The organism is Rhodococcus sp. NPDC054953 (assembly GCF_053609225.1).
On sequence record NZ_JBSGXD010000004.1, the window covers coordinates 110,514 to 136,089 of the forward strand.

The following is a 25,576-nucleotide window of genomic DNA, read 5'->3' on the forward strand; positions in this document are numbered from 1 at the left end:
GGCTAACCGGCACTCTGATCGTGTCCCAGCAGCTCGGACAGCTTGCCGAGCAGGCCGACCGCCGCGTCCGCGAGGACGGTGCCGGGCGGGAAGATCGCGGCGGCACCGGCGGCGTACAGCTCGTCGAAGTCGCCCGGCGGGATGACGCCGCCAACGACGACCATGATGTCGGGGCGGCCGACCGCGGCGAGGGCCTCCCGCAGCGCCGGCACCAGGGTGAGGTGGCCTGCGGCGAGGGAGGACACGCCGACGATGTGCACGTCGGCGTCGGCCGCCTGCTGGGCGACCTCCTCGGGGGTCTGGAACAGCGGTCCCACGTCGACGTCGAAGCCGAGGTCCGCGAAGCCGGTGGAGATCACCTTCTGGCCGCGGTCGTGGCCGTCCTGTCCCATCTTCGCGACCAGGATGCGCGGGCGGCGACCCTCGGCCTCCGCGAACTTCTCGACGAGTTCGATTGCGCTGGAAATGTTCTCCGACTTTCCGGCCTCGTCCCGGTACACCCCGCTGATGGTCCGGATCTCGGCCTGGTGACGCCCGTACACCTTCTCCAGCGCGTCGGAGATCTCTCCGCCGGTGGCCTTGGCGCGGGCCGCGTTCACGGCAAGGGCGAGCAGGTTGTTCTCCATGCCGCCCTCGGTCGAGGCGGCGGCGCGGGTCAGCTCGGCGAGCGCGGCCTGGGTGGCGGCCTCGTCGCGCTCGGCGCGCAGCTGCTTGAGCTTGGCGAGCTGCTCGGCGCGCACCTTGGTGTTGTCGACCTTGAGCACCTCGATGCTGTCCGGCTCGGCGGGCACGTACTTGTTGACGCCGACCAGCGGCTGCCTGCCGGAGTCGATGCGGGCCTGGGTGCGGGCCGCGGCCTCCTCGATGCGCAGCTTCGGGATGCCCTCGCCGATGGCCTGCGCCATGCCGCCTGCCTCCTCGACCTCCGCGATGTGCGCGCGGGCCCGGTTGGCGAGCTCGTTGGTCAGCCACTCGACGTAGTGCGAGCCGCCCCACGGGTCGATCGGGCGGACCGTGTTCGACTCCTGCTGGATCAGCAGCTGGGTGTTGCGCGCGATGCGGGCGGAGAAGTCCGTCGGCAGCGCGATCGCCTCGTCGAGCGCGTTGGTGTGCAGCGACTGGGTGTGGCCCTGGGTCGCGGCCATCGCCTCGACGCAGGTGCGCGCGACGTTGTTGAACACGTCCTGCGCGGTCAGCGACCAGCCGGAGGTCTGCGAGTGGGTGCGCAGCGACAGCGACTTCGCGTTCTTCGGCTCGAACTTCTCGACAAGCTCCGCCCACAGCAGGCGCCCGGCCCGCAGCTTGGCGACCTCCATGAAGAAGTTCATGCCGATCGCCCAGAAGAAGGACAGTCGGGGCGCGAACTTGTCGATGTCCATGCCGGCGTCGAGTCCGGCGCGGATGTACTCGATGCCGTCCGCGAGGGTGTACGCCAACTCCAGGTCGGCGGTCGCACCGGCTTCCTGAATGTGGTAGCCGGAGATGGAGATCGAGTTGAACTTCGGCATCTTCGCCGAGGTGTAGGCGAAGATGTCGGAGATGATCCGCATCGACGGCTTCGGCGGGTAGATGTAGGTGTTGCGGACCATGAACTCCTTCAGAATGTCGTTCTGAATGGTTCCGGCCAGCTGCTCGGGCGCGACGCCCTGCTCCTCGGCGGCGACGACGTACAGCGCCAGGATCGGCAGCACCGCGCCGTTCATGGTCATCGACACCGACACCTGCGACAGGTCGATACCGTCGAACAGCTGACGCATGTCGAGGATCGAGTCGATCGCGACACCGGCCATGCCGACGTCACCCTGCACGCGCGGATGGTCGGAGTCGTAGCCGCGGTGCGTGGCGAGGTCGAACGCCACCGACAGGCCCTTCTGACCGGACGCGAGGTTGCGGCGGTAGAAGGCGTTGGACTCGGCGGCGGTCGAGAAGCCCGCGTACTGGCGGATCGTCCACGGCTGGTTGACGTACATCGTCGGGTAGGGGCCGCGCAGGAACGGTGCGGCACCCGGGAAGCTGTCGAGCGGGTAGCCCGACGCCTCGGCGGCGTCCCGGTCGGCCTTCGTGTAGACCGGCTTGACGTCGATGCCCTCGGGCGTCGACCAGATCACCTGGTCGGCGTCGTAGTTGTTCGCCTTGGCCGCGTCCTCGATGTGCGCCGCCGTCTCGGTCTCGGTCGGCGCCGCGGGCGCCGGGAAGTCCGGGTCGGTCAGCGGCACGTCGGCGAAGCTGCCGATCTCGTGCTTGATGCTCATTTCGCTCCCAGGGTGTCGAGCAGACCGGTCAGGGCCGACACTGCGTCAATACGAGCGGTCAGGAAGCCGTCCGGCCGGTCCGCGCCCTGCGCGTCGGCGAACGTCTTCTCCGGTCCGGCCAGCAGGACGGTCTCGATGCCCGCGGCGCGCAGCGCATCGACCGCGGGCACGCCGTCGGTGCCGTACCGCTTGTCGGTGCCGCACAGCACCGCGATGGTGGTCTCGGACTCGGCGACGACCCCGGCGACGGTGGCCAGGTCGAGGGTGCCCGGGTTGACCGCCTCGATGCCGCCGGACGCCAGCAGGTTCGCGGCGAACGTGGTGCGGCCGTTGTGTTCCGCGACCGGGCCGAGCGCCGCGAGCAGCACCTTCGGCCGGTGCCCGCGGTCGGCGAGGAACCGGTCGGACCGGTCCCGCAGCGCCTCGAACGCGGCGCCGTAGCGGGCGACGCCCTCGAGCGGGGCGGGGCCGTCGGCGAGCGGGGCCTCGGCGAGGTTCGGGAACTCGTTGACGCCGGTGACCGCGGTGCTGCGGTGCGCGATGTCGGACTCCCGCTTGGTGCGGGTGGCGGCGACCCGGTCGGCGATCACGCCGGACTCGAGCGCGGCGGCGTAGCCGCCCGCGGCCTCGATCTGCTGCACGAACTCCCACGCCTTGGCCGCGACCTGCGCGGTCAGGTCCTCGACGTACCAGGAGCCCGCGCCCGGATCGAGCACCCGGCCGAGGTTCGACTCCTCGAGCAGCAGCAGCTGGGTGTTGCGGGCGATGCGGGCCGCGAACGACTTGGAGGTGTCGACGCTGCCCTCGGGGAGCGCGGCGTCGAACGGCAGCACGGTCACCGCGTCCGCCCCGCCGACACCGGCGCCGAACGCGGCGAGGGTGGTGCGGAGCATGTTCACCCACGGGTCGCGCTGCGCCATCATCGCCGCGGAGGTGACGGCGTGCTGCGGCGCACCACCGAACTCGGCGGCACCGCACACCTGCGCGACGCGCGCCCAGAGGGCGCGGCCGGCCCGGAACTTGGCGATGGTCTGGAACTGGTCGTCGGTCGCGGCGAGCCGGAACTCGATCTGCCCCAACGCCTTCGAGATGGTGATTCCCGAGTGTGTCAGTGCGCGCAGGTACTCCAGCCCGGCGGCGACGGCCGCACCGAGCTCCTCGGCATCGGAGGCGCCCGCATTGTGGAAGGCGGTGCCGTCGACGGTGAGCGCCCGGACGGTCTCCGCGCGCTGCGCGGCGGCGGCGGCCAGCGCGATAGCGGCATCGACGGAGACACCGGCCGCGCCGGAGAATCCGTCGGTGAGCGGGGCGGCGCCGAGGCCGACCGTGATCGCGGCGCGGTCGGCGACACCGTCCCCGGCGGCGGCGCGCTCGTCGATCAGCGCGTATAGGCGCTGCGCAACGTCGGCCACATCGGCGCCGGCGTCGAGGGTCAGCGGCGCGAGGTCGAGCAGCACGCCGTCGAGCGCCGTTCCGAGGGCGTCGGCGGACAGCCCGTCACCGCCGACGCTCAGCCAGATCGCGCTGACCCCGTTCTCGAGTCCGTCGAGGACGGCCTCGTTGACCCTCTTCGCGTCACGCTCACCGGCACCGAACGCGGCACTGACCTGCCAGCCGCTGTTGACGTCGCGGTGCGCGTCGCGCCCGCGGACGAACGGGAACACGCCGGGCAGCGGCGCCTCGGCGGTCTCCTCGCGGCGGGTGTAGAGCGGCGTGACAGTGACACCGTCGTAGGTGGTGGTGTCGAGGAGGTGTTCCGGATCGGCAGGCAGCTCGGACACGTCGACCCGGCGGGCCTTCGCGAGCACCGCGGCCACCGCTTGCTGCCACGCCGCGTAGTCGCGGGCGGCCTCCTCGGTCTGTGAAGCGTGTGACACTGGAGCTTGGGACACGGTGTCGGCTTCCTCTCGGTATTCGGGCATGGTCATTCTCGCTGTGATGCTAGCCCGGCGGGTTCGGGGCCTGTCCGCTGGATCACCTACCGTTCGGTAACCTCGCGGGCATGAGCATTGCGACCGATCTTCGCGAAACCCCCCAGTCGTTGTTCGGGGTCGGACGCCCGGTCCGCGACGGCGCCACCGCCCGGATGGCGATGGCCGTCACCGGGTCCGCAGGGGGCACCGCGATGCTCGGCGTGCTGATCGACGACCTGCTCGGGGTCGCGTTCTACGACCGACGCGGCGACCACGACGGGATCGTCGGCGCGGAACTGTCCATCTCGTACGCCCGGCCGACCGGCTGGCGGGGGCCGGTCCTGACCGCCGAGGCCCACATCGAATCGATCGACGACGACGGCGGGCTCGGCGTGCTGCAGGTGCTCGACGCCGACGGCACCCCGCTCGCGTCCGCGACGATGTGGGGCACCTTCGTCGACGGCGTCAGCCAGAACCGGACCCTGCACGGTGCCCCGGATCCGGCCCCGACCCCGCCCGCCGCGGCGGCGGCACCACTCGACATCCTGGGCGGCACCATCGAGCGCACCGAGACCGGCGCACTGCTCACCGTGACCGGCAGCCCGGCCCTCGCGAACACGATGGGGAAGATGCATGGCGGAATCCACGCGTGCGGGCACGACCTGGTCGCGGCCGCCGCCGCGCCGGGCATGCGGACCGCGGCGCTGCGGGCGAACTACTTCCGGCCCGGATCCCTCGACGGCGAGATCGTGTTCGAGGCGTTCCCCGTGCAGGTGGGCAGGCGGATCGCGGTGATCCGCACCGAGGCCCGCGACGCCACCGGGCAGGTGTGCTCGGCCGCGACCATCACCCTGCGCAGGGAGGCCGCGGCCGCGGCCGAGCGCCCCGCACCCGAGTGCTGAGGTCGGCCGGGCGACTGCTGCGGACCCCGCGCGCGGTGGTCCTGATCGCCGTGCTTGCCGTGCTTGCCGCGGTCGCCCTGTTCGTTCCGCATCCGTCGATCGACCAGATGCGCGGGTGGTCCGATTCGCTCGGCCCGGCCTTCCCCCTCGCGTTCGTCGCGGTGCACGCGATCGTGACGGTGGCGCCGGTCCCCCGCACCGTGTTCACCCTCGCTGCGGGGGTGCTGTTCGGCGCGGCCACCGGGATCGCGATCGCGATCGCGGCGACGACGATCAGCGCGGCGATCGCGCTGGTCCTCGTCCGGGTGCTGGGCCGGGACATCGTGGCCCGGCACCTGACCCACCCCGCCGTGCAGAAGATCGACGACCGACTGGCCAGGCGCGGCTGGCTCGCCGTCGGCTCGCTGCGGCTGATCGCCCCGGTCCCGTTCTCGGTGACCAACTACTGCGCGGCGCTGTCCTCGATCCGGTTCGTGCCGTACCTCCTTGCGACGATCGTCGGCATCATTCCGGGCACGATCGGGGTGGTGATGCTCGGCGATGCGATCGGCGGGGACACCTCCCCCACCCTGCTCGCGGTGTCCGTCCTGTGCCTCGGCGTCGGCGTCGTCGGGCTGGTGATCGATGCCCGACTCGGCGTCCCGGCAGGCCCCGAGCGGACCCTCGACCAGCTGCGCGAGTCACGCCGCGAGGCGTAATTTGCTCCGGCCCCGGCCATGGCCTTGATCTAATCCGGTCGAGGGCCAGCAGGTCGACGGGCGGCGAGACAGCGTGCGCCTATCGATCCTCCGGCTCCGGCGCGGGGAGCAGGCCCTCGGCGGGTTCGGCTCCGACCGCGCGCCGCGCGGCGGGGCCGTCGATCTCGTAGTCGGGCGCCAGCGACGTCTCGACCGGCTTGTTGGCGACGGCCTCCGCGGCCGCCACCGCCCGCGCCACCGCGGGGTCGGTCTTGGCCTCGAACCAGTCCGCGACCTCCGCGGAGTCGTCGACCGGGGCGACGGGCTCGTCGGCGCTCGGCTCGTACCGGAACACGCCGTCCTCGCCGGGCGCGCCGAGGGTCTTCGCGAATCCCTTGAGGGCGTCCCCGAAGTCACTCGGCACCAGCCATACCTTGTTCGCGTCACCCTGGGCCATCTGCGGCAGCGTCTGAAGGTACTGGTAGGCAAGCAGTTCCGGCGTCGGCTTGCCCGACTTGATGGCCGCGAACACCTTCTCGATCGCCTTCGCCTGCCCCTGCGCCTGCAGGTACTTCGCGGCCCGCTCACCCTGGGCGCGCAGGATCCGGGACTGCCGCTCACCCTCGGCGTCGAGGATGGCGGCCTGCTTCGCGCCCTCGGCGGCGAGGATCTGGCTCTGCTTGGCACCCTCGGCGGTCTTGATCGCGGACTCGCGGCTGCCCTCGGCGGTGAGGATCATCGCGCGCTTCTCCCGGTCCGCCTTCATCTGCTTCTCCATCGACTCCTGGATCGAGGGCGGCGGGTCGATGCTCTTGAGTTCGACGCGGGCCACCCGCAGGCCCCAGCGTCCGGTGGCCTCGTCCAGCACCCCGCGCAGCTGCCCGTTGATCGAGTCGCGCGAGGTCAGCGTCTCCTCCAGGGTCATGCCGCCGACCACGTTGCGCAGCGTGGTGGTGGTCAACTGCTCAACGCCGACGATGTAGTTGTTGATCTCGTATACCGCCGCCTGCGGGTTGGTCACCTGGAAGTAGACGACGGTGTCGATGTTCAGCGTCAGGTTGTCCTGCGTGATCACCGGCTGCGGCGGGAACGAGACGACCCGTTCCCGCAGGTCCACCTTCGCGCGGATCCGGTCGACGAACGGCACCAGCAGGGTCAGCTGGCCGGACACGGTGCGCTGATACCGGCCCAGACGTTCGATCACGGCGGCCTCGGCCTGCGGCACCAGGGCCACCGATTTCGCCACCACGATCACCACGAGCACGACGATCACCGCCAGCACGATCAGTGCGGCCATCCTTCACTCCCCTCCCGACACCTGCCCGGCGCCGGTCCTGTTCGGTCAACGTCCGCGGGGTTACGCTCCCCGCCACACGACGGCGGTCGCGCCGTCGATCTCCATCACGGTCACGGTCGTGCCCGGCGGATAGGTCTCGGTCGGGTCGAGGGGGCGCGCCGTCCACACCTCGCCAGCGAGCTTGACCTGGCCGCGGTACTCGGACACCTCATCGAGGACCAGCGCGGTCCGGCCGGTGAGGGCGGCGACGTTCGTCTCCACCGCAGGGGGACCGCTGAACCGGCGCTTGAGCGCGGGCCGGACCCCGACGATGAGCGCGAGGGACACCAGGGCGAACACGAGCGCGTCCACCCATACGGGGAGGTCGGTCGCCGCGCTGACACCCGCCGCGGCGAGCGCCCCGCCCGCCAACATCAGCAGGAAGAAGTCGCCCGTCGCCGCTTCCGCCGCCGCGAGCACCACCCCCGCCACCAGCCAGATCACTCCCGCCACGCCACCACTCTAGCCACACCGGCACCAGTGCACGGGCGCCGCCAGCGCCGTGGCCGACCGGATGCCCGGTCAGTCGACAGTCACGAAATCGACGAGCCGCTCCACCGCCCCGATCAACGGGGCCTCGAGATCCCGGAAACTCGACACCGCGCCGTACACCCGGCGCCATCCGTCCTGCGGTGTGCCCCAACCGAGTTCACGGCACACCCCGGTCTTCCAGTCCTCGCCGCGCGGGATCGTCGGCCACCCGGTGATGCCGACGGCCTTGGGGCGCACCGCCTCCCAGACGTCGATGTACGGGTGCCCGGTGACCATCACGTGCGGGCCGAGGCCGCGGGTCAGCGCGGTCTCCTTCGACCCCTCGACCAGGTGGTCGGCGAGGACCCCGACCTTGCGTCCGGGGCCAGGCCCGAACTCGGCGAGCCTCGCGGGCAGGTTGTCGAGGCCCTCAAGCTGTTCGACGACGACACCCTCGACCCGCAGGTCGTGCCCCCACACCCGTTCCACGATCGCGGCGTCGTGCACGCCCTCAACCCAGATTCGACTGGGCAACGCGGTGCGTGCCCTGAGCCCCTCGACGCGGGTGGAACCGGACGCGGACCGGGCCCCGGCCTGCTTCGCCGCCGTCGCCGCCGTCGTCGTCGCGGTCGGGCGGACCAGGGTCACCGGCTGGCCATCGACGAGGAACGCGGCCTCCCGCATCGCGAACAGCCGGGTCTGTTTGCGGGCGTCCTCGAGCCGGACGTAGTCGCCGTCGTAGGTCTTCTCCGTCCCCACCACCGCACCGCACCAGCCGGTGGCGGCGTCCTCGACGACCAGACCGCGGTCGGCGGGCAGCCTCGGGTAGTCGCGGGCCCGCCGCCGGGTGTGCCCGTCGAAGATGTTCCCGCCGTACATGTCGCGTCCACTCACGCCGGACCACGCTAGTGCCATCGACGCCGCGGCCGCCCTAAGCTTGATTGTCGTGTCCTGCCCCAGCATCACCCTCACCCTGTGGTCCGCCTCGTGGCTGGCCGGCGCGAGCGCGCCCGACGACGTCATCGACGCCGTCGCTGCGTGGGCGCCCATGCACCTGATCGCGGCTGCCGACGCCGAGGTCGCCCTGCGCTGGGACCTGCCGTGGCCCGGCCCCACCGATGCGGGCCCGGTGGCACTGCTACGGGCGATGCGCGCGGTGACCGCGGCCGACCGGGGGGCCGCGCCGACGCTGGTGCTGCCCGCGCCGGGGGACGTGCGGGGCCTGCCCGCGCGGACCGCGTTCGCCGCAGCGGCGGTCGACGCGGGGCAGGGGGTGATGGTCGGATCCCCCGGCACATCGGGGCTCGGCATCGTGCCCCGGGTGGAAGGACCGGATGTACTGCGGTGGACGGTGTTCCCGATCCCCGAACTGCCACGGGCCGGGGAACACATCGGGCTCGGCGAGGCCGAGCACACCCTGAGGGAGGCGGTCCGGGAGGCGGCGGAGGCGTTGTCGTCGATGCACGGCGGGTTCGTGGGTACCCAGGCAGATCCCCGCGCCCGGATCGCCGACGCGCTCGCCGACCTGACCCGCCACACCACCCCCGACGGCACCCCGGCCCGGGTGCTGCGCATCCTCGACACCGCCGATCAGGTCGCGGCCATCCTGACGGTGGCCGGCGAGTCGTCCGGTCGGGCGCAGACCGCGACCGGCGCCGCGGCCCGTGACGACACGCTGCGGCCGCTGTGGTCGGCCGTCCGTACCGCGCGGATGGCGGCGGTGACGGCCTGCGTGCGCGCCGAACAGCCGCGCGGCTGACCCTGCGTGCCGGGTCCGGGCGTCGCGGGGCGGGACAGGATCCGGGACCGCAGCGGTCCGCTCAGCCCTCGACCGCGGCCGCGATCCGATCGAGGGTGCCGGTCATCGTCTCGCGGTTCCTGGCGACGCGATCGTCGACGCCCGACACCCGCACGGCGTACGCGCGGGCCTGCTCGGTCCGCAGGTCGTCCGTCCACTCCGTCACCCGGCAACCGCCCGCGGTGGGTTCGATGCGATAACCCCAGGTCGCGTAGTGCACGCCGTGCATCGAGCAGTCGAACACGAAGCTGCGGCCCTGGTCCGCCTCGACCACCGTGCCCTGCGTGATCCACTCGTGGTCACCGTTGCGGTTGTGACCGTCGAAGACCGCCCCGACCGCGGGGCCATCGACGCCGTCGTGCCAGCGGCAGGAGTGGCACTCCCGCGACCATTCCCCCATCCGGGTGACATCCGAGATCGCCGCGTACACGTCCGCCGGTGACGCCGCGATCTCCCGCGACACTTCGAGCCTCTCGCCCACAGCACACCACTCCTCGACATTGGTCGACGACCCCGTCCGGGTCGTCCGACCCCATCCGATCATGAATACCAGTGCACGGCCTTCGTTCCCACTCGACCGGCGCCGAGATCACACGGGCGACCAGGCGCCCTCGTCGGAGCGCCGCCACTCGGTCGGGTCGCCGTCGACGGTGAGGCGGTCGTCGCGGAGCCAGAAGGTGGCGTCGAGATCCCACCCGGCGAGCAGCGTCGCCCCGGGCCGGTCGGTGAGCGGGATCGCGATCCCCGGCGTCGTCAGGTACCCGAGCAGCGTCAGGTGCACGGCGTCGTAGTGGTCGGCGACCGCGGCCCAGTCGGGGATGTGCCAGTCGTGGACCTCGCCGGTGGTGTACCGCCACTCGCAGCGCCGCGAGGCGGGCACCGCCAGCGGGTGGGCGTCCACGAGGCGCGCCCACGCATCCGGGCCGGTGATCTCGTACACCCGCGGCGTGCCGTCGACGCGGACCGGCCACACCCGGGCCTTCTTGTAGCCCAGCGAATCCTCCTCGAGCAGCAGTTCAAGCGCGCCGAGTCCGTCGCGGGCACGACTGGTGTCGTGCACCCCGACGCCGCCAGCGACCGGGGTGGACCACCATTCGCCGCCGAGTTCACTGCCGGGGTGGGTCCGGTGGTACTCGACGAAGCGCGCCTCGGTCTCCAGTGCCGTCGCTCGCCACACCGCGAGGCCGTCACGGCGACGCCCGAACTCGGGTCGGCCCGACCATCCGTGGCCCTGGTAGCAGGGCGCCACCGCGCGCTGGGTGGCGAGGTCGACCGGGTCGCCCCACCAGCGGGTGTGCGGCGAGGCGAGCACCGCCTCCGCGATCGGTCGCAGCACCTCGACCGCCTGAGCGCGGGCATACAACACGTCCTCGTCCTCCGGAGGCTGCCAGTACCAAGCCATGTCGACCGCGTAGCGCTACCTCGCCGCCGTCAGGTACGCCGCCCGGGATTCGAGATCGGCGAGGTCGTCGGGCAGGTCGGGCACCCGCACCCCGTAGTCGTCGGCCAGCTCGCGCACCGTGACACCGCGCACCGTCCAGCCGTGGTCGGTCAACCGGCTGACGGGGTCGGTCCGGGTGTCGTCGTAGAAGAGGGCGGCGACGTCCAGGTCGCCGAACGGATTCCGGTCCCGGAAGTACTTGTCCTGCAACGCAAGCAACCGCTTGATGTCCGCGCCGCCCCCGATCCCGTCGACGGCGATCCGACTGCCGGTCGCCGAGAGGGCGTCGATCCGCTCGAACAGCGCGTCGTGGGCCGCACCGGGCAGATACGGCAGCAGCCCCTCCGCCGACCAGGCCGTCGGCAGGCTCGGCTCGAAACCCGCGGCGCGCAGCGCGGCAGGCCAGTCGTCGCGCAGGTCGACGGCGACCGGCCGCCGGTCCGCGTTGGCGCGGGCGCCGCGCGCGGTCAGCACCGCCGCCTTGAAGTCGAGGACGCTCGCCCGGTCCACCTCGTACACGGTCGCACCTGCGGGCCAGTGCAGGCGGTAGGCCCGCGCGTCGAGCCCGGCAGCGACGATCACCGCCTGCGTGACACCCGCCGCGGCCGCCGCCGCAAAGTGGTCGTCGAAGAACCTCGTCCGGAGCCCCATGAACCCCGGGAAAAAGAACGGGACCTCCTCGAGCGGGGACGGATCGGCGAGCAGTCCGATGAAGTGCGCGTCCCCGGACGCCTCGACGAACCACCGCGCGAACTCGTCGACAATCAGCGGTTCCGGCCGCTCCGACTCCAGCGCGCGGAAGGTCGCCACCCCCAGCGCCGTCCGGCCAACGCTGTGGACGATGTCCCACGTGTCCCCGTCGGTTCGCACGATCGACACCTCGCCATCGAGGTCGCTCCGTTCGGCCGTACGATCGCCCGGCCGCTCGACCCTGCCGATCCTACGCCCGACACCGCTCGGCGTTTCCGCCCGCGCGTCCCCGCGTCGGCGCGCTAGGCTGCCAGCGATCCACCCACCCGGTCGAACACCACGCCCGCACAGGAGGATTCCGCGCAATGAGCCGCTCCCGCTTCCGGCCCGATCGGCTGGCCGTCGTCCTGGTCGCCGCCGCCCTTCCGGTGGCACTCACCACCGTTCCGGCGGCCGCCGAGCCAGCGACGCCGGTGACCATCGTCGTCGACGCCGACCGGCCAGGCCGCACCATCCCCGCCGACTTCCTCGGGTTGTCGTTCGAGGCGAACCTGATGCACGAGCCGTGGATTGCGCCCGGCGCCGGGAACGTGGCTGCGCTGATCGCGAACCTGGGCCGGGCAGGCAACCTGCGGTTCAGCGCGAACCAGGTCGACAACACCGCGTGGACCCCGGACCCCGCGTCGCCGCTGCCTGCGTGGGCCAACGGACAGCGGGTGACCCCGGACGACCTGACGCGGGTCGGTGAGCTGGCGCGCAACACCGGCTGGAGCGTCGACCTCGGCGTGAACCTCGCGCACTTCGACCCGGCTGCCGCCGCCGACCAGGTCCGCGCCGCGCGGGACCGGATCGGCGCTGCCCTTCGGTCGGTGCAGATCGGCAACGAACCCAACTTCTACCTGCTGACGCCGCTGACCGGCGGCGGCGACCGAACGCCATACCTGCCGGGAAGCTACGCGGACGACGCCCGCACCTACCGGGAGGCGATCGCGGCGGCCGCACCCGGGGTTGCCGTCGAGGGACCGGACACCGCGGCGGGCGGGACCGGGAGCACCCTCGCCGAGGCCGCGATGAGGACCGCCCTGGTCGACCCGTGGCTGGACTCCTACATCGACCGGTTCGGCGCCGAGAGCCGGTCCCTCAACCAGCACTACTACCCGTTCGTCAACACCGAACGGCTGGGGCTCTCGGACGGCAGTTCCGCGCTGGTCGGCGGTCAGCCGACCGTCGACGCGCTGATGTCGCGGGACACCTCGAACCGGCAGACCGCGTTCATCCGCGACCTGGTCGCCACCGCCGAGCGGGCGGGTCTGCAGCCGCGGCTGTCGGAAACCAACTCCGTCGCCAAGGAGGGGTTGCCCGGGGTCACGAACAGTTTCGGCGGCGCACTCTGGACGGTGGACTATCTGATGACCGCCGCGCGGGAGGGTGTCACCGGGGTCAACCTGCACCTGCAACCCAACGACTGCGAGAGCTACCCGGTCTTCTGCTTCCCGGACGACGCCGCCCGCAGGTCGGGCCTGGCGCGCCCGAACCCCAACTACTACGGTGCCCTTGCCGTCGCGGAGCTGGTCGGCGGCCGGATCCTGCCCACCACGGTGGATTCCGGTGACCGGCACGTGTCGGCGCTGGCGGTCCGCCTGCCCGACGGCACGATTCGGGTCCTGGTCGATAACCTCGACCGCGACGCCGATGTCGCCCTCACCGTGGCGATCAACGGCGGGCCGGGCGAGGGCGCGGCCGGGCCCGCGCGCATCCAGCGACTGACCGGCGGGGCACCGGAGGCCACCGGCGGGACCACGTTCGCCGGCGCCGAGGTCGCGGCCGACGGCACCTTCACCCCGGCCGTGTCCGAGTCGGTCCCGGTGGGCGACGGCGGGTACCGCCTCGACGCCGGGGCGGCCAGCGCGGTCGTGCTGACCGCCCCGGCCTGAGAATCTACGCGGGGAAGGTGTAGATGCGGCAGCCGCGCATGTTGGCGGCACCGACGACGCTCGCCGCCCGATCGTGGTCGCCCTGCGCCTCCAGGTTGTTTCCCAGTTGTGCCTGGTCGTCGCAGTAGCCGACGAGGTGGTCGTCGTCCGGCGGGTTTGACACGTACCGGTCGCCCGCACCCGAGTCCACCGCGCCGACCACGGCGGCGGGGCCTGCGAGGATCATCGCGGCGGCGGTGACGGCGATCGTGAGTGAACGTCGCAGCGGATGTGTGTACGGCATGGGAACCCCTCCTGCCGATGCCGAGGGAGGTGGTGAGAGTCCCATCCTCCCCCGATCACCGGTCACGCACCAGGGGTGCGTGACCGCCCGGTCACCTGGCCGGACGGCGTACCGGGGCGCAGCAGTCGACGGCGCACAGCGCACCGTTCGTTCCGACGCCGTACAGCGGTTCGGTGCCGAGCCTGCGGGCCGGCGCCCCCGCGGTCCGCTCGGCGACGAGCTCGGCAACCAGCGCCGCGAACCGCGGGTCGGTACCGGGCGTGCCCGCCCGCACGTACCCGAGCCCCAGGTCGGCGGCCCGATCCCTGGCCTCGGTGTCCAGGTCCCAGATCACCTCGAGGTGGTCCGAGACGAACCCGACCGGGCACACGATTACCGCGGTCGCGCCAGCCGCGGCGACGGCGTCCAGGTGGTCGCAGATGTCGGGGTCGAGCCACGGCACCTGCGGCGGCCCGGAGCGGGACTGCCACACCAGGTCGTGCTCGGGCGCACCGACCGCCGCCGCGCACAGCCGGGCGGCCTCCGCGACCTGGCGGCTGTAGAGCCTGCCGCCGTCGCGGGGCGGACCCGCGCTGGCATCCGCCGCGACCGGCACCGAGTGCGCGGTGAACACCAGACGCGCGCCTGCCCGCTGCTCCGCGGGCAGCTCCTGCCGTGCCGCGCTGATCGCGTCCGCGAACGCGGCCACGATCAGCGGATGGTCGTAGTACTGGCGCAGCTTCGTCAGCTCCGGCGCCCCGTCGACGGCAGCTCGGGCGCGGGTGATGTCCTCGTGGTACTGCCTGCACCCCGAGTAGCCGCCCCACGCCGAGGTCGGGAAGACCAGCGCCGACCGGATCCCGTCGTCCCGCATCCGTGCGACGGTGTCCTCCACCATCGGATGCCAGTTCCGGTTCCCGAAGTACACCGGCAGTCCGGTTCCCGCCGAGCCGAATTGGGCCTCGACGGCGGCGATGATGTCCCGGTTGAGGGCGTTGATCGGGGACACCCCGCCGAAGTGCAGGTAGTGCTCGACCACCTCGTCGAGGCGCTCCGGCGGCACCCCCCTGCCGCGGGTGACGTTCTCGAGGAACGGCCGGACGTCGGCGGGCTTCTCGGGTCCGCCGAAGGACAGCAGCAGGAGGGCGTCGTACACCGGCTCAGCCCATGAAGTTCTCGGGGAACCAGGTGTTGTGGCTGGCCCCGCCGTCGACGTAGATGATCGAGCCGGTGGTGGCGGGCAGGAAGTCCGAGAGCACCGCGCAGACGCTGGTGCCGACCACACCCGGATCGTTGACGTCCCAGCCGATCGGCGATGCGCCGTCCCAGTACTCGTTCAGCATGGTCAGCTTCTTGGCGTCGTCGGTCGCCGTCCCCGAGATCGCCTTGGCCGCGAGGGTCTTGATCGGTCCCGCAGCAACCAGGTTCGAGCGGATCTTCTTGGCGTAGCCCACTTCCCGCGCCACGTACCGGTTCACCGACTCAAGCGCCGCCTTGGCGACACCCATCCAGTTGTAGTCCGGCATCGCGGTGCGCGGGTCGAAGTCCATGCCGACGATCGAGCCGCGCTCGTTCATGACCGGCAGCACGGCGCGGGCGAGGGACGCGTAGCTCCACGCGGAGATCTCGAAGGCCTTCGCGACGTCGGGCCCGGGACCCTCGAGGAACGGCAGCGCGTCCGGACCCATCAGGGTCTTGGGCGCGAACGCGATCGAGTGGACCACACCGTCGAGCCCCTGGGGGGCCAGCTCCCGAACCTTGTCGGCGAGCGCGGCGAGGCTCTCCTCGTCGGTCACGTCCAGCGGAATGGCCGCGGGCACCGACTCCGGGAGCCGTTGCGCGATCCGGTCGATCAGCCGCAGCCGTTCGGGGATGCCGGTGATGATCACGGTGGCACCCTGCTGCTGCGCGACCTTCGCGGTGTGGAACGCGATCGATGCGTCGGTGATGATGCCGGTGACGAGAATGGTCTTGCCGTCGAGCAATCCGCCCATGGTTGTGCTCCTAGAGGAAGTACGAAAGTCGGTGGGTACGAGGGTGGTACGAAGGTCAGTGACCCATGCCCATGCCGCCGTCGACGGGGATCACCGCGCCGGAGACGTAGGCGGAGTCCTCGGACGCGAGGAAGGACACGACCGCGGCGACATCCTCGGGCTTGCCGAGCCGCTGCAGCGGAATGAACTTCTGCGCCATCTCCTTCGTGTCGGCGGGCAGATCCGCGGTCATGTCGGTCTCAATGAAGCCGGGGGCGACGACGTTCGCGGTGATCGACCGCGACCCGAGCTCCCGCGTCACCGACCGCGCGAGACCGACGACACCGGCCTTCGATGCGGCGTAGTTGATCTGCCCGGCCTGGCCGGCGAGGCCGACGACGGAGCCGAGGAAGATCATCCGGCCCCAGCGTCCCCGCAGCATCGCCCGGTTGGCACGCTTCGCGCAGCGGAAGGCGCCGGTCAGGTTCGCGTCGAGGACGTTCGTGAACTGCTCCTCGGTCATCCGCATCAGCAGGGTGTCATCGGTGATGCCCGCGTTCGCGACCAGCACCTCGACCGGGCCCTGATGCGCCTCGACCTCACCGAATGCCCGGTCCACCGAGTCGGTGTCGGTGACGTCGCACTGCACACCGAACAGGCCGTCGGGTGCGCCGGAGCCGCGGTGGGTGACCGCCACCTTGTGACCGTCCGCGGCGAGACGCTGGGCCACCGCGAGGCCGATGCCCCGGTTGCCTCCGGTCACGAGCACGGAGCGGGACGGGGTGGACGCGTTCGACATTCGATCAACCTATCTGTTGTGTTCCGGCTGTTCCGATTCGGTGGCAGCTTATTCGTGGAGTCGGGTCAGTGTGTGCTTTGGCGGAGCCGGGTCAGTGTGCTTTGGCGGAGCCGGGTCAGTGTGACAGTCCGGCCACGGTCACGGCAGCCGTTGGCGCAGAACCAGGGCCGAACCCAACCCGGCCGCGGTGGCGAGGACACCAAGCACCAGCCACACGCGGCTCGCGTCGCCCCGGACGGTCTCGAAGCCGATCTGCTCCTCGAGGGTGTCGTACACCCGCTTCAGCTCCTCGAGGCTGGACGCGGTGAAGAAGGTGCCGCCGGACAGGTTCGCGATCTCCCGCAGCGACGGATCGTCCACCGGGACGGCGATCCGTTCGTCGCCGATGTCGACGGTGCCGTAGGAGGTGCCGAACGAGATCGTCGAGATCGGCACGCCCGCCTCCTTCGCCTGCCGCGCCGCGGTGTACCCGCCGCGGGGCGCGTCGGGGCTGTCGGGCACGGTCTGCTTGCCGTCCGAGAGCAGCACGATCCGGGCGGGCGGCACCTGGTCGCCGCCGCCGAGGACCGCACCGAGGGTCTCGATGGACTGCAGCGAGGTGAAGATCGCCTCACCGGTCGCGGTGCGCTCGGCGAGGGTGAGGTGGTCGATCGCCGCCTTCGTCTCGTCCCGGTTGATGGTCGGCGACACCAGCACGGACGCGGTGCCCGCGAACGCGACCAGCCCGAGGTTGATTCCCGGGGTCAGGCCGTCCGCGAACTGTTTCGCGGCCTCCTGCGCGGCGGCGAGCCGGGTCGGTTCGACGTCGGTGGACTTCATCGACAGCGATACGTCGATCACCAGGATCACGGTGGCCCGGTTGCGCGGCACCCGCTTGTCGGAGGTGGGTCCGGCGAGCGCCACGGTCAGCAGCATCAGGCCGACCAGGACGAGGGCGGTCGGCAGGTGCCGCCACCGTCCTGGGCGGGCGGGTGCAACCTTCTCGAGCATCTCGAGGTTCGAGAACCTGAGCAGGTTGCGTTGCCGTTTCCGTTGCGCGAGAACATATCCGGCGGCCAGCGCGGCGACGACGAGCAGGAACGCGAGCCACAGCGGTGACGCGAACTGGGAGAAACTCACGGTCGGGTCACTCGATTCACCCGGGAACCATAACTGTGGCGGCGCGCGGCGACGAAGCGAACCACGTCGGCGATCCAGTCCCGATCGGTGCGCAACCCCAGCACCGGCGCGCCGCAGCGGCGCAGCGTCTGCTCCACCTGGTCGCGGTGCGCCTGCGCCGCCGCCGCAAAGTCGGCCCGCAGTTGCGGCGTTGTGGTGAACTCGCGGGTCCGTCCGGTCTCCGGGTCGTGCAGCACCACCTCGCCGAGGTCCGGCAGTTCCAGGTCCCGTGGGTCGAGCACCTCGATGCCGAGCAGGTCGTGCCTGCCGGAGACGGCGCGCAGCGAGCGTTCCCAGTCGAGGGGGCCGAGGAAGTCACTGATCACCACCGCGAGGCCGCGGCGGCGTTGCGGCCTGCGGAGCGCCTCGATCGCGCCGGTGAGGTCGCCGCGGACCCCGTCCGGGGCGTGCGGGGTGGTGGCGATGGTCCGCAGCATGGCCTGCGCGTGCAGGCGGCCGCCGCGGGCCGGGATCCGGACGGTGTGGTGGCCGGTCGCGACGATCGCCCCGATTCGGTTGCCACCACCGCTGGTCAGGTGCGCGACGGCCGCCGCAGCCGCGACCGCGAGGTCCCGCTTCTCCGCACCGGCGGTGCCGAAGTCCAGGCTGGCGGACAGGTCCACCACCAGCCAGGTTTCCAGTTCGCGGTCGGCGACGGACTGCCGCACGTGCGGGTGCGTGGTGCGGGCGGTGACCGACCAGTCCATCTGCCGGACGTCGTCGCCCGGCTGGTACGGCCGCGCGTCGCCGGGTTCGGTGCCGGGGCCGGGGATCAGGCCGAGGTGCTCGCCGTGCAGGACGCCGTCGAGCCTGCGCCGGACGGTCAGCTCGAGGGTGCGCAGCGCCGCCGCGAGTTCGGGGTCCCGCAGTTCGCCGGAGCGCAGCGACGGCGGTGCCCCGTGCCCGGCACCCGACTGCGGTGCCGCGGGCCCGGTGGGTGAGGCGGCTCCGGTCACCGCGGCGCGCCGCCGACCGGGGCTGTCGGCGCCTGCGGTTGGACGGGGACCGGCGGGACCGGCTGCGCCGCCACCTGCGGCAGGCCGACGGTCTGCAGGACCCGGGTGATCACGTCGTCGGGGCTGACCTCGTCGGCGAGGGCGTCGTAGGACAGCACGAGGCGGTGGCGCAGCACGTCGGGGACGACGTCGAGGATGTCCTGCGGGATCACGTAGTCGCGGCCGCGCAGCATCGCCAGCGCCCGGCACGCGGAGATGATCCCGAGCGTTGCGCGCGGTGATGCACCGTAGGAGATCCAGCTTGCGACGTCGGACAGCCCGAACGCGTCGGGGGTGCGGGTCGCGGCGATGACCCGGACGACGTAGTCGACGAGCGCGTGGTGGACGAACACCCCGGCCGCGGTCTTCTGCAGCCGGATCAGGTCGTCCGGGCCGAGCACCTGACGCGGCTCGGGGGCGGCGACCCCCATCCGGTAGACGATCTCGCGCTCCTCCTCGACCGACGGGTAGTCGACGAGGACCTTGAACAGAAACCGGTCGCGTTGTGCCTCCGGCAGCGGGTAGACGCCCTCGTTCTCGATCGGGTTCTGCGTCGCCATCACCAGGAACGGCTCCGGCATCGGGAACGTCTTGCCGCCGATCGTGACGTGTCGTTCCGCCATCACCTCGAGCAACGCGGACTGCACCTTCGCCGGCGCCCGGTTGATCTCGTCGGCGAGCAGGAAGTTCGCGACGACGGGCCCGAGCTCGATGTCGAACTGCTCGCGGCCCTGGCGGTAGATCCGGGTACCGACGAGGTCGGTTGGCACCAGGTCAGGGGTGAACTGGACGCGGGAAAAGGACCCACCGACCACGGTCGCGAACGTCTCGACGGCGAGCGTCTTTGCGACACCGGGCACGCCCTCGAGGAGGACGTGTCCCTTCGCGAGCAGCCCGACGAGGATCCGTTCAACGAGCCGGTCCTGGCCGACGATGACCCGCTTAACCTCGTAGATCACCTGCTCGAGCAACTGTGCGTCGTCCCGGATCCCGGATGCCGTCCCCGCGGGGCCGTTCCGCGTCGCGTCCCCAGCCGGAACCGGGTTCCCGTTCGTCGCCGCGCCGCCGTCCGCGTCCTGTGACGTCACCAACTGTCCTCCGCTTTCCACTCCCCGGACCCGACGCGGTTCGCCGGGTCAGGACACCATCCGGACCACATACGGGGTCATGCCGTCCCAGCGCAGCGGCGACACCTTCACGAATGATCCCGACTGCGGAGCTTCGAGCATCTCCCCGTTGCCAAGGTACAGCCCGACATGCTGGCTGGCATTGGGCCCGTAGAACACCATGTCACCGCGTTTCATCTGCGATGTCGGCACCTGCTCGCCCGCGGTGTACTGGTATCCGGTGTAGTGCGGCAATGAGATCCCGATGCCGGCGAACGCATAGATCATCAGCCCGGAGCAGTCGAATCCGACCTTCTTGAAGTCGCCGTAGCTGTCGGCGACGCCGCCGTCGCGGATACCGAGCGTCGGGCCGTTCGCGTCGCCGCCGCCCCACGCGTAGGGAACACCGAGCTGGGACATCGCGCGGTCGATCACGGTTTCGATCGCGGCGCTTCCGGTGACCGAGGGGGTCGGCTTCGGCTTCGGTGTCGTGGACGTCGGCGGTGTGGCTGCCGTGCCGTCGTCCTCGGTGGAGTCCGACGTGTCCGAGTCGGTGCCATCGGTGCCATCGGCGCCCCCGGATTCGGTGCCGTCCGGGTCGGTGCCGTCCGGGTCGGTGCCGCCGGTGCCGCCGGACTCGTCTCCCCCGGACTCGTCTCCCCCGGACTCGGTGCCGTCGGGTTCGGCGGCACCGGATTCATCGCCTCCGGTTCCGGTGTCGTCGTCGGGTCTCGACCACGACGGCAGTTCGGCCGGATCGTCCTCGATCTGGGTATGGCTGCGCTGCCCCTCGGCCAGCGCGTTGGCCCGGTCCCGCGCCGCCTGGTCCGCTGCGACCCGCGCAGCAGCCTTGGCCGCCGCCTCCCTGGCCGCCTGCGCCGCCGCGGCGGCAGCGGCCTGCTCCGCTGCCCGCTGCCGGTCCCAGTTGACAAAGGCCTGGCGTTGGCTCTGCAGGCCGGAGACGTTGTCACGCGCGGCGGCGAGTTTGGCTTCGGCGGCCGCCTTCTCCGCCTCAATCGCCGCCTTCTTCTCCGCCTCGGCCGCGAGCGCGGCGCGGGCCACCGCGATCGCGTTCTCGGCGTCCGCCTTGCGTGACTCGGCCGCCGACGCGGCAGCGTCGGCGCGCTGCTTCGCCTCGCGGGCCGCGGAGTTCTTGTTCGCCTCGGCGGTGCGGGCCCGCTGCAAACCGTCGAGCACCGCGTCCTTCTTGGTGGCGAGGACCCGCAGCAGCTGCGCCCGATCGAGGATGTCGCCCGGCCCCGTTGACCCGATGAACGAGGCGAGCGAGGCGACGCCGGTGCCCTGCCGGTAGGTGTTGGCGGCGAACTCGTCGAACCGCACCTGGGCCGCCGTGATCTGGTCTCCCGCGTCCCGGAGCGCCTGCAGTGTTGTCCCAACCGCGTCCGCCGCCGCCCCTGCCGCATCCCGCGCGTTCTGCAGGTCGACGAGCGCCCGGTTGACGTCCTCCCGTTTGATCGCGACCGCATCGTCGAGGGCCCGCAACTGTTGGTCGGCGCCCGCCACCTGGCCGATCAGCGCACCGACCTGACCGACGCGGGCCGCGACGTCGGAGTCGGCCTGCTGCAGCTGGCCGTCGCTCGGGTTGGGTGGTGGCGGCGGAACCGCTTCGGCGAGCCCCGCGCTGCCCGCGAGCAGTGACGCGGCGATGCCGAACCCGACGAGCATCTGCGCGCCACGAGTTCGTCCGGCTGCGTGTGCGCGGCGGCGGCCGCCGCTGAGTGCCCCTCGACTCGCTGTCGTCCGACTCACTGTCGTCTCCCTCGGTTCGGGACCGTCCGGGGAAGACCCGCCCCGCCCGCAGGCCGGTACGCCAGCGAACACCGACGGGCAGGCGTCACTCTCGTGGCTACCGCGCCCACAGTGACACTTCTTCCCCAAAAAGCGCCAATGGCACCGTACGACACTTCGCGCACTGGCGAAACTTCAGTCACAAACGACACAGGGGTAATTACACCGCACACAGGTGCCGTGTCCTGGAACGAATCGCCCGCGGCACGACACAGAGTCGCAGCGGGCGGTCGTCAGCGAGCGTCGGAACGAATGCCGTTCAGCGCGACCGGCGTTCGGCGTCGAGGCGGCGTGTCCGGAGCAACCAGGTGGCGGCAGCGCCGCCCCCGACGACCAGCACGAGGCCGATCGTGATTAGCCCGTACGGGGCGTCCGGGCGGATCACCTCGTCGAGGAACTGGTTGGCGGAGTCGACGGCCTTGCCGGTGTACGCGTGGTCCTGCGCGTCCTCGATCGTCACCCGCGCGAGCGAATCACTGTAGGTGCCCACCCAATTCGGGCTCAGCACCAGCACGGTCCCGCCGTCCTCGGTGCCAATCTCGGTCGCGATGTCCCGGAGTTGCTCATCCCTGCCGGGATTGCGGTCCAGCACGACGATGCGCAGGGTCAGGTCGTGCTCACCCGCGCGCGCGACCACGTCCTGCAGTTCGGCAACGTCCGCGGACGGTGCGGACACACCGTCGTCCGACAGATCGGCGCGGATGGTGTCGATGTCGACACCGGGCGGGATGTCGGCGGGGGCCGGAAGGAACGCGACGGTATGGGCGGCAGGCATCTCTCATCCGGGTGTGTCGTGGTGGCGGTGCGGTGACGAGACCGCCCCCGCACCTTACGGGACCGCGGCCGCCCTGGGCGCCTGCGGCGCACCACACGCGACCACTCACCGTGATGGCGCCGGGACCGTCCGGCCCGTTTGCGGTCACCGGGCAGACGGACGAGGATCACCGATGCGCGACCCGCACACCGTGCGGATGCCGCAGATTTCACAGGACAAGCGTACTGTTAGAGTCACTGCGAGGTACTTCGGCGCGACCTACCGGGTCGGTCTCGACACAGTCGACCACATGGCAGCTTCCGGTCATGACACCTGACTGGTCGCCGCGACGAGCCTCGCTTGCCGTCGGCACAGCCCCGTCGACGGCGAACCTCAATGACGAGTGGAGCTGACGTGAGCACCAGTATTGATTCGTTCGGCGCCAAGGGGACGCTGGAGGTCGGACAGAACTCCTACGAGATCTTCCGCCTGAACGCCGTTCCCGGCACCGAGAAGCTGCCCTACGCGCTGAAGGTTCTCGCCGAGAACCTGCTGCGCACCGAGGACGGCGCCAACATCACCGCCGACCACATCCGCGCGATCGCGAACTGGGATCCCTCGGCCGAGCCGAGCGTCGAGATCCAGTTCACCCCCGCCCGGGTGATCATGCAGGACTTCACCGGCGTTCCCTGCGTCGTCGACCTCGCCACCATGCGTGAGGCCGTCGCCACCCTCGGCGGCGACCCGAACAAGGTCAACCCGCTCTCGCCCGCCGACATGGTCATCGACCACTCGGTCATCCTCGACGTCTTCGGCCAGGCCGACGCTCTCGAGCGCAACGTCGACCTCGAGTACCAGCGCAACGGCGAGCGCTACCAGTTCCTGCGCTGGGGCCAGGGCGCGTTCGACGACTTCAAGGTCGTCCCCCCGGGCATGGGCATCGTGCACCAGGTCAACATCGAGTACCTGGCGCCGACCGTCATGACCCGTAATGGCCAGGCGTACCCCGATACCTGCGTCGGCACCGACTCGCACACCACGATGGTCAACGGCCTCGGCGTGCTCGGCTGGGGCGTCGGCGGCATCGAGGCCGAGGCCGCGATGCTCGGCCAGCCGGTCTCCATGCTGATCCCGCGCGTCGTCGGCTTCAAGCTGACCGGCGAGATCCAGCCCGGCGTCACCGCAACCGACGTCGTGCTCACCGTCACCGACATGCTCCGCAAGCACGGTGTGGTCGGCAAGTTCGTCGAGTTCTACGGCGCAGGCGTCGCCGAGGTGCCCCTCGCCAACCGCGCCACCCTCGGCAACATGAGCCCCGAGTTCGGTTCCACCGCAGCGATCTTCCCGATCGACGGCGAGACCATCAACTACCTGCGCCTGACCGGCCGCAGCGACGAGCAGCTCGCGCTCGTCGAGGCGTACGCCAAGGAGCAGGGCATGTGGCACGACGCCGCGAACGAGCCCGCCTACTCGGAGTACCTTGAGCTGGACCTCGGCACCGTCGTGCCGTCGATCGCAGGCCCGAAGCGCCCGCAGGACCGGATCCTGCTGTCCGACTCGAAGGCCGCGTTCCGTCGCGACATCAACACCTACGTCACCAACGGCGAGTCCGCGGCGCACTCCGCGCTGGACGAGGCCGTCGAGGAGTCCTTCCCGGCCTCCGATCCGGTCGAGCACTCCACCGCCAACGACGAGGCCGTCGTCCCGTCGGCAGCGAACGGTGCGACCGGTCGCCCGAGCAAGCCGGTGAAGGTGTCCTCCGACCGCGGCGAGTTCGTCCTCGACCACGGTGCGGTCGCGGTCGCGGGCATCACCTCCTGCACCAACACCTCGAACCCGTCGGTGATGATCGGCGCCGCGCTGCTCGCCCGCAACGCGGTCGAGAAGGGCCTGTCCTCCAAGCCGTGGGTCAAGACCAACATGGCTCCCGGCTCGCAGGTCGTCGCCGACTACTACGAGAAGGCCGGCCTGTGGCCGTACCTCGAGAAGCTCGGCTTCTACCTCGGCGGCTTCGGCTGCACCACCTGCATCGGCAACACCGGCCCGCTGCCGGAGGAGATCTCCAAGGCGGTCAACGACAACGACCTCGCGGTCACCGCGGTGCTGTCCGGCAACCGCAACTTCGAGGGACGCATCTCCCCCGACGTGAAGATGAACTACCTGGCGTCCCCGCCGCTGGTCATCGCGTACGCCATCGCCGGAACGATGGACTTCGACTTCGAGGCCGACGCGCTGGGCCAGGACACGGACGGCAACGACGTCTTCCTCAAGGACATCTGGCCGTCCGCGCAGGAGATCGACGACACCATCAAGGCCGCGATCAGCCAGGACATGTTCCGCAAGTCCTACGCCACCGTCTTCGCCGGTGACGAGCGCTGGCAGAACCTGGCCACCCCGGAGGGCGACACCTTCGCGTGGGACGACAAGTCGACCTACGTCCGCAAGGCGCCGTACTTCGACGGCATGGCGATGGAGACCACCCCGGTCAGCGACATCACGGGTGCGCGAGTGCTGGCACTGCTCGGCGACTCGGTCACCACCGACCACATCAGCCCGGCAGGCCCGATCAAGCCCGGAACCCCGGCCGCCCAGTACCTCGACGCCAACGGTGTCGAGCGCAAGGACTACAACTCGCTGGGCAGCCGTCGCGGCAACCACGAGGTGATGGTCCGCGGCACGTTCGCGAACATCCGCCTGCAGAACCAGCTGCTCGACGGCGTGTCCGGCGGCTACACCCGCGACTTCACCGTCGAGGGTGCGCCGCAGGCGTTCATCTACGACGCGTCGCAGAACTACCAGGCCGCGGGCATCCCGCTGGTCGTCCTCGGCGGCAAGGAGTACGGTTCCGGCTCCTCGCGTGACTGGGCGGCCAAGGGCACCCGCCTGCTCGGCGTGAAGGCCGTCATCACCGAGTCGTTCGAGCGGATCCACCGCTCCAACCTCATCGGCATGGGCGTCATCCCGCTGCAGTTCCCCGCGGGCGAGTCCGCCGCGAGCCTGGGCCTCGACGGCACCGAGACCTTCGACATCGCGGGCATCGAGAAGCTGAACGAGGGCGTCACCCCGAAGACGGTCAAGGTCACCGCGACCAAGACCGACGGCGCGAAGGTGGAGTTCGACGCGGTCGTCCGCATCGACACCCCCGGCGAGGCGGACTACTACCGCAATGACGGCATCCTGCAGTACGTGCTGCGCAACATGATCCGGGGCTAGTAGGCGCTACGCGCCTGTGCGCGTTTTCGGCCCCTAGGGGAGCACAAAGCGCTCACGACCACTTCGCTGGAAGGCGAGCGTGCGAGATCACGT

At 71.1% G+C, this 25,576-nt stretch carries 22 protein-coding genes; 5 read left to right on the top strand and 17 right to left on the bottom strand.

The window, feature by feature from the left end; genetic code table 11:
- Positions 1-2 precede the first annotated feature (2 nt).
- Together scpA and ACWF62_RS04600 are read right to left on the bottom strand one after the other, a co-directional pair.
- Positions 3-2,252: a methylmalonyl-CoA mutase gene (gene scpA, locus ACWF62_RS04595; protein ID WP_378506387.1), complete on the bottom strand. Its 2,250-nt coding sequence runs from the start codon at positions 2,250-2,252 to the stop codon at positions 3-5.
- Positions 2,249-4,129, bottom strand: a complete 1,881-nt coding sequence (locus ACWF62_RS04600; protein ID WP_452629513.1) for a methylmalonyl-CoA mutase family protein — start codon at positions 4,127-4,129, stop codon at positions 2,249-2,251. Before ACWF62_RS04600 ends, scpA begins: the two co-directional genes overlap by 4 nt.
- 125 nt (positions 4,130-4,254) lie before the next feature.
- On the opposite strand from ACWF62_RS04600, the gene ACWF62_RS04605 reads away from it, so the two are divergent.
- Positions 4,255-5,067: a hotdog domain-containing protein gene (locus ACWF62_RS04605; RefSeq protein ID WP_452629514.1), complete on the top strand. Its 813-nt coding sequence runs from the start codon at positions 4,255-4,257 to the stop codon at positions 5,065-5,067.
- 35 nt (positions 5,068-5,102) lie between these two features.
- Positions 5,103-5,765 carry a TVP38/TMEM64 family protein gene (locus ACWF62_RS04610; protein ID WP_378506384.1) on the top strand — a complete coding sequence of 221 codons (663 nt, stop codon included), beginning with the start codon at positions 5,103-5,105 and terminating at the stop codon, positions 5,763-5,765.
- Between the two features lie 79 nt (positions 5,766-5,844).
- Here the strand turns inward: ACWF62_RS04610 and ACWF62_RS04615 are convergent, their stop codons facing one another.
- The 3 genes from ACWF62_RS04615 to ACWF62_RS04625 all read right to left on the bottom strand — a co-directional run bounded on the left by ACWF62_RS04615 (position 5,845) and on the right by ACWF62_RS04625 (position 8,445).
- Positions 5,845-7,041: an SPFH domain-containing protein gene (locus ACWF62_RS04615; RefSeq protein ID WP_378506383.1), complete on the bottom strand. Its 1,197-nt coding sequence runs from the start codon at positions 7,039-7,041 to the stop codon at positions 5,845-5,847.
- Positions 7,042-7,101: 60 nt separating this feature from the next.
- On the bottom strand, positions 7,102-7,533 hold the full coding sequence (locus ACWF62_RS04620) for an NfeD family protein (protein WP_378506382.1): 432 nt from the start codon (positions 7,531-7,533) through the stop codon (positions 7,102-7,104).
- Positions 7,534-7,602: 69 nt separating this feature from the next.
- Positions 7,603-8,445 carry a DUF3097 domain-containing protein gene (locus ACWF62_RS04625; RefSeq protein WP_452629515.1) on the bottom strand — a complete coding sequence of 281 codons (843 nt, stop codon included), beginning with the start codon at positions 8,443-8,445 and terminating at the stop codon, positions 7,603-7,605.
- Between the two features lie 52 nt (positions 8,446-8,497).
- Here ACWF62_RS04625 and ACWF62_RS04630 point away from each other — a divergent pair, with 52 nt between their 5' ends.
- Positions 8,498-9,310: a hypothetical protein gene (locus ACWF62_RS04630; protein ID WP_452629516.1), complete on the top strand. Its 813-nt coding sequence runs from the start codon at positions 8,498-8,500 to the stop codon at positions 9,308-9,310.
- A gap of 61 nt (positions 9,311-9,371) precedes the next feature.
- Here the strand turns inward: ACWF62_RS04630 and ACWF62_RS04635 are convergent, their stop codons facing one another.
- The 3 genes from ACWF62_RS04635 to ACWF62_RS04645 all read right to left on the bottom strand — a co-directional run bounded on the left by ACWF62_RS04635 (position 9,372) and on the right by ACWF62_RS04645 (position 11,660).
- On the bottom strand, positions 9,372-9,830 hold the full coding sequence (locus ACWF62_RS04635) for an SRPBCC family protein (protein ID WP_452629517.1): 459 nt from the start codon (positions 9,828-9,830) through the stop codon (positions 9,372-9,374).
- A 108-nt stretch (positions 9,831-9,938) separates the two neighbouring features.
- Complete coding sequence (locus ACWF62_RS04640) at positions 9,939-10,751, bottom strand: hypothetical protein (RefSeq protein ID WP_452629518.1); 813 nt, start codon at positions 10,749-10,751, stop codon at positions 9,939-9,941.
- Between the two features lie 15 nt (positions 10,752-10,766).
- Positions 10,767-11,660: an SAM-dependent methyltransferase gene (locus ACWF62_RS04645; protein ID WP_452629519.1), complete on the bottom strand. Its 894-nt coding sequence runs from the start codon at positions 11,658-11,660 to the stop codon at positions 10,767-10,769.
- 185 nt (positions 11,661-11,845) lie between these two features.
- Here ACWF62_RS04645 and ACWF62_RS04650 point away from each other — a divergent pair, with 185 nt between their 5' ends.
- Positions 11,846-13,414: a hypothetical protein gene (locus ACWF62_RS04650; protein ID WP_452629520.1), complete on the top strand. Its 1,569-nt coding sequence runs from the start codon at positions 11,846-11,848 to the stop codon at positions 13,412-13,414.
- Between the two features lie 4 nt (positions 13,415-13,418).
- Here the strand turns inward: ACWF62_RS04650 and ACWF62_RS04655 are convergent, their stop codons facing one another.
- From ACWF62_RS04655 to ACWF62_RS04695, 9 genes are all read right to left on the bottom strand, one after another.
- On the bottom strand, positions 13,419-13,697 hold the full coding sequence (locus tag ACWF62_RS04655) for a hypothetical protein (RefSeq protein ID WP_452629521.1): 279 nt from the start codon (positions 13,695-13,697) through the stop codon (positions 13,419-13,421).
- A gap of 91 nt (positions 13,698-13,788) precedes the next feature.
- Complete coding sequence (locus tag ACWF62_RS04660) at positions 13,789-14,832, bottom strand: ferrochelatase (RefSeq protein WP_452629522.1); 1,044 nt, start codon at positions 14,830-14,832, stop codon at positions 13,789-13,791.
- Between the two features lie 4 nt (positions 14,833-14,836).
- A complete protein-coding gene (gene inhA, locus ACWF62_RS04665; RefSeq protein ID WP_378506370.1) occupies positions 14,837-15,670 on the bottom strand; it encodes an NADH-dependent enoyl-ACP reductase InhA in 834 nt (277 codons plus the stop codon).
- Positions 15,671-15,725: 55 nt separating this feature from the next.
- The gene (gene fabG1 / locus ACWF62_RS04670; RefSeq protein WP_378506369.1) at positions 15,726-16,448 is read right to left on the bottom strand and encodes a 3-oxoacyl-ACP reductase FabG1; all 723 of its coding nucleotides are present in this window, start codon (positions 16,446-16,448) and stop codon (positions 15,726-15,728) included.
- 138 nt (positions 16,449-16,586) lie between these two features.
- On the bottom strand, positions 16,587-17,567 hold the full coding sequence (locus ACWF62_RS04675; protein WP_378506368.1) for a VWA domain-containing protein: 981 nt from the start codon (positions 17,565-17,567) through the stop codon (positions 16,587-16,589).
- Positions 17,564-18,562: a DUF58 domain-containing protein gene (locus tag ACWF62_RS04680; protein WP_378506367.1), complete on the bottom strand. Its 999-nt coding sequence runs from the start codon at positions 18,560-18,562 to the stop codon at positions 17,564-17,566. The genes ACWF62_RS04675 and ACWF62_RS04680 overlap by 4 nt, the downstream gene beginning before the upstream one ends.
- Positions 18,559-19,692 carry an AAA family ATPase gene (locus tag ACWF62_RS04685; protein WP_378506366.1) on the bottom strand — a complete coding sequence of 378 codons (1,134 nt, stop codon included), beginning with the start codon at positions 19,690-19,692 and terminating at the stop codon, positions 18,559-18,561. The genes ACWF62_RS04680 and ACWF62_RS04685 overlap by 4 nt, the downstream gene beginning before the upstream one ends.
- 45 nt (positions 19,693-19,737) lie before the next feature.
- Positions 19,738-21,393: an NlpC/P60 family protein gene (locus tag ACWF62_RS04690; protein WP_452629555.1), complete on the bottom strand. Its 1,656-nt coding sequence runs from the start codon at positions 21,391-21,393 to the stop codon at positions 19,738-19,740.
- Between the two features lie 382 nt (positions 21,394-21,775).
- A complete protein-coding gene (locus ACWF62_RS04695) occupies positions 21,776-22,291 on the bottom strand; it encodes an Rv1476 family membrane protein (RefSeq protein WP_378506364.1) in 516 nt (171 codons plus the stop codon).
- Between the two features lie 375 nt (positions 22,292-22,666).
- On the opposite strand from ACWF62_RS04695, the gene acnA reads away from it, so the two are divergent.
- A complete protein-coding gene (gene acnA / locus ACWF62_RS04700) occupies positions 22,667-25,483 on the top strand; it encodes an aconitate hydratase AcnA (protein WP_452629524.1) in 2,817 nt (938 codons plus the stop codon).
- Positions 25,484-25,576 lie beyond the last annotated feature (93 nt).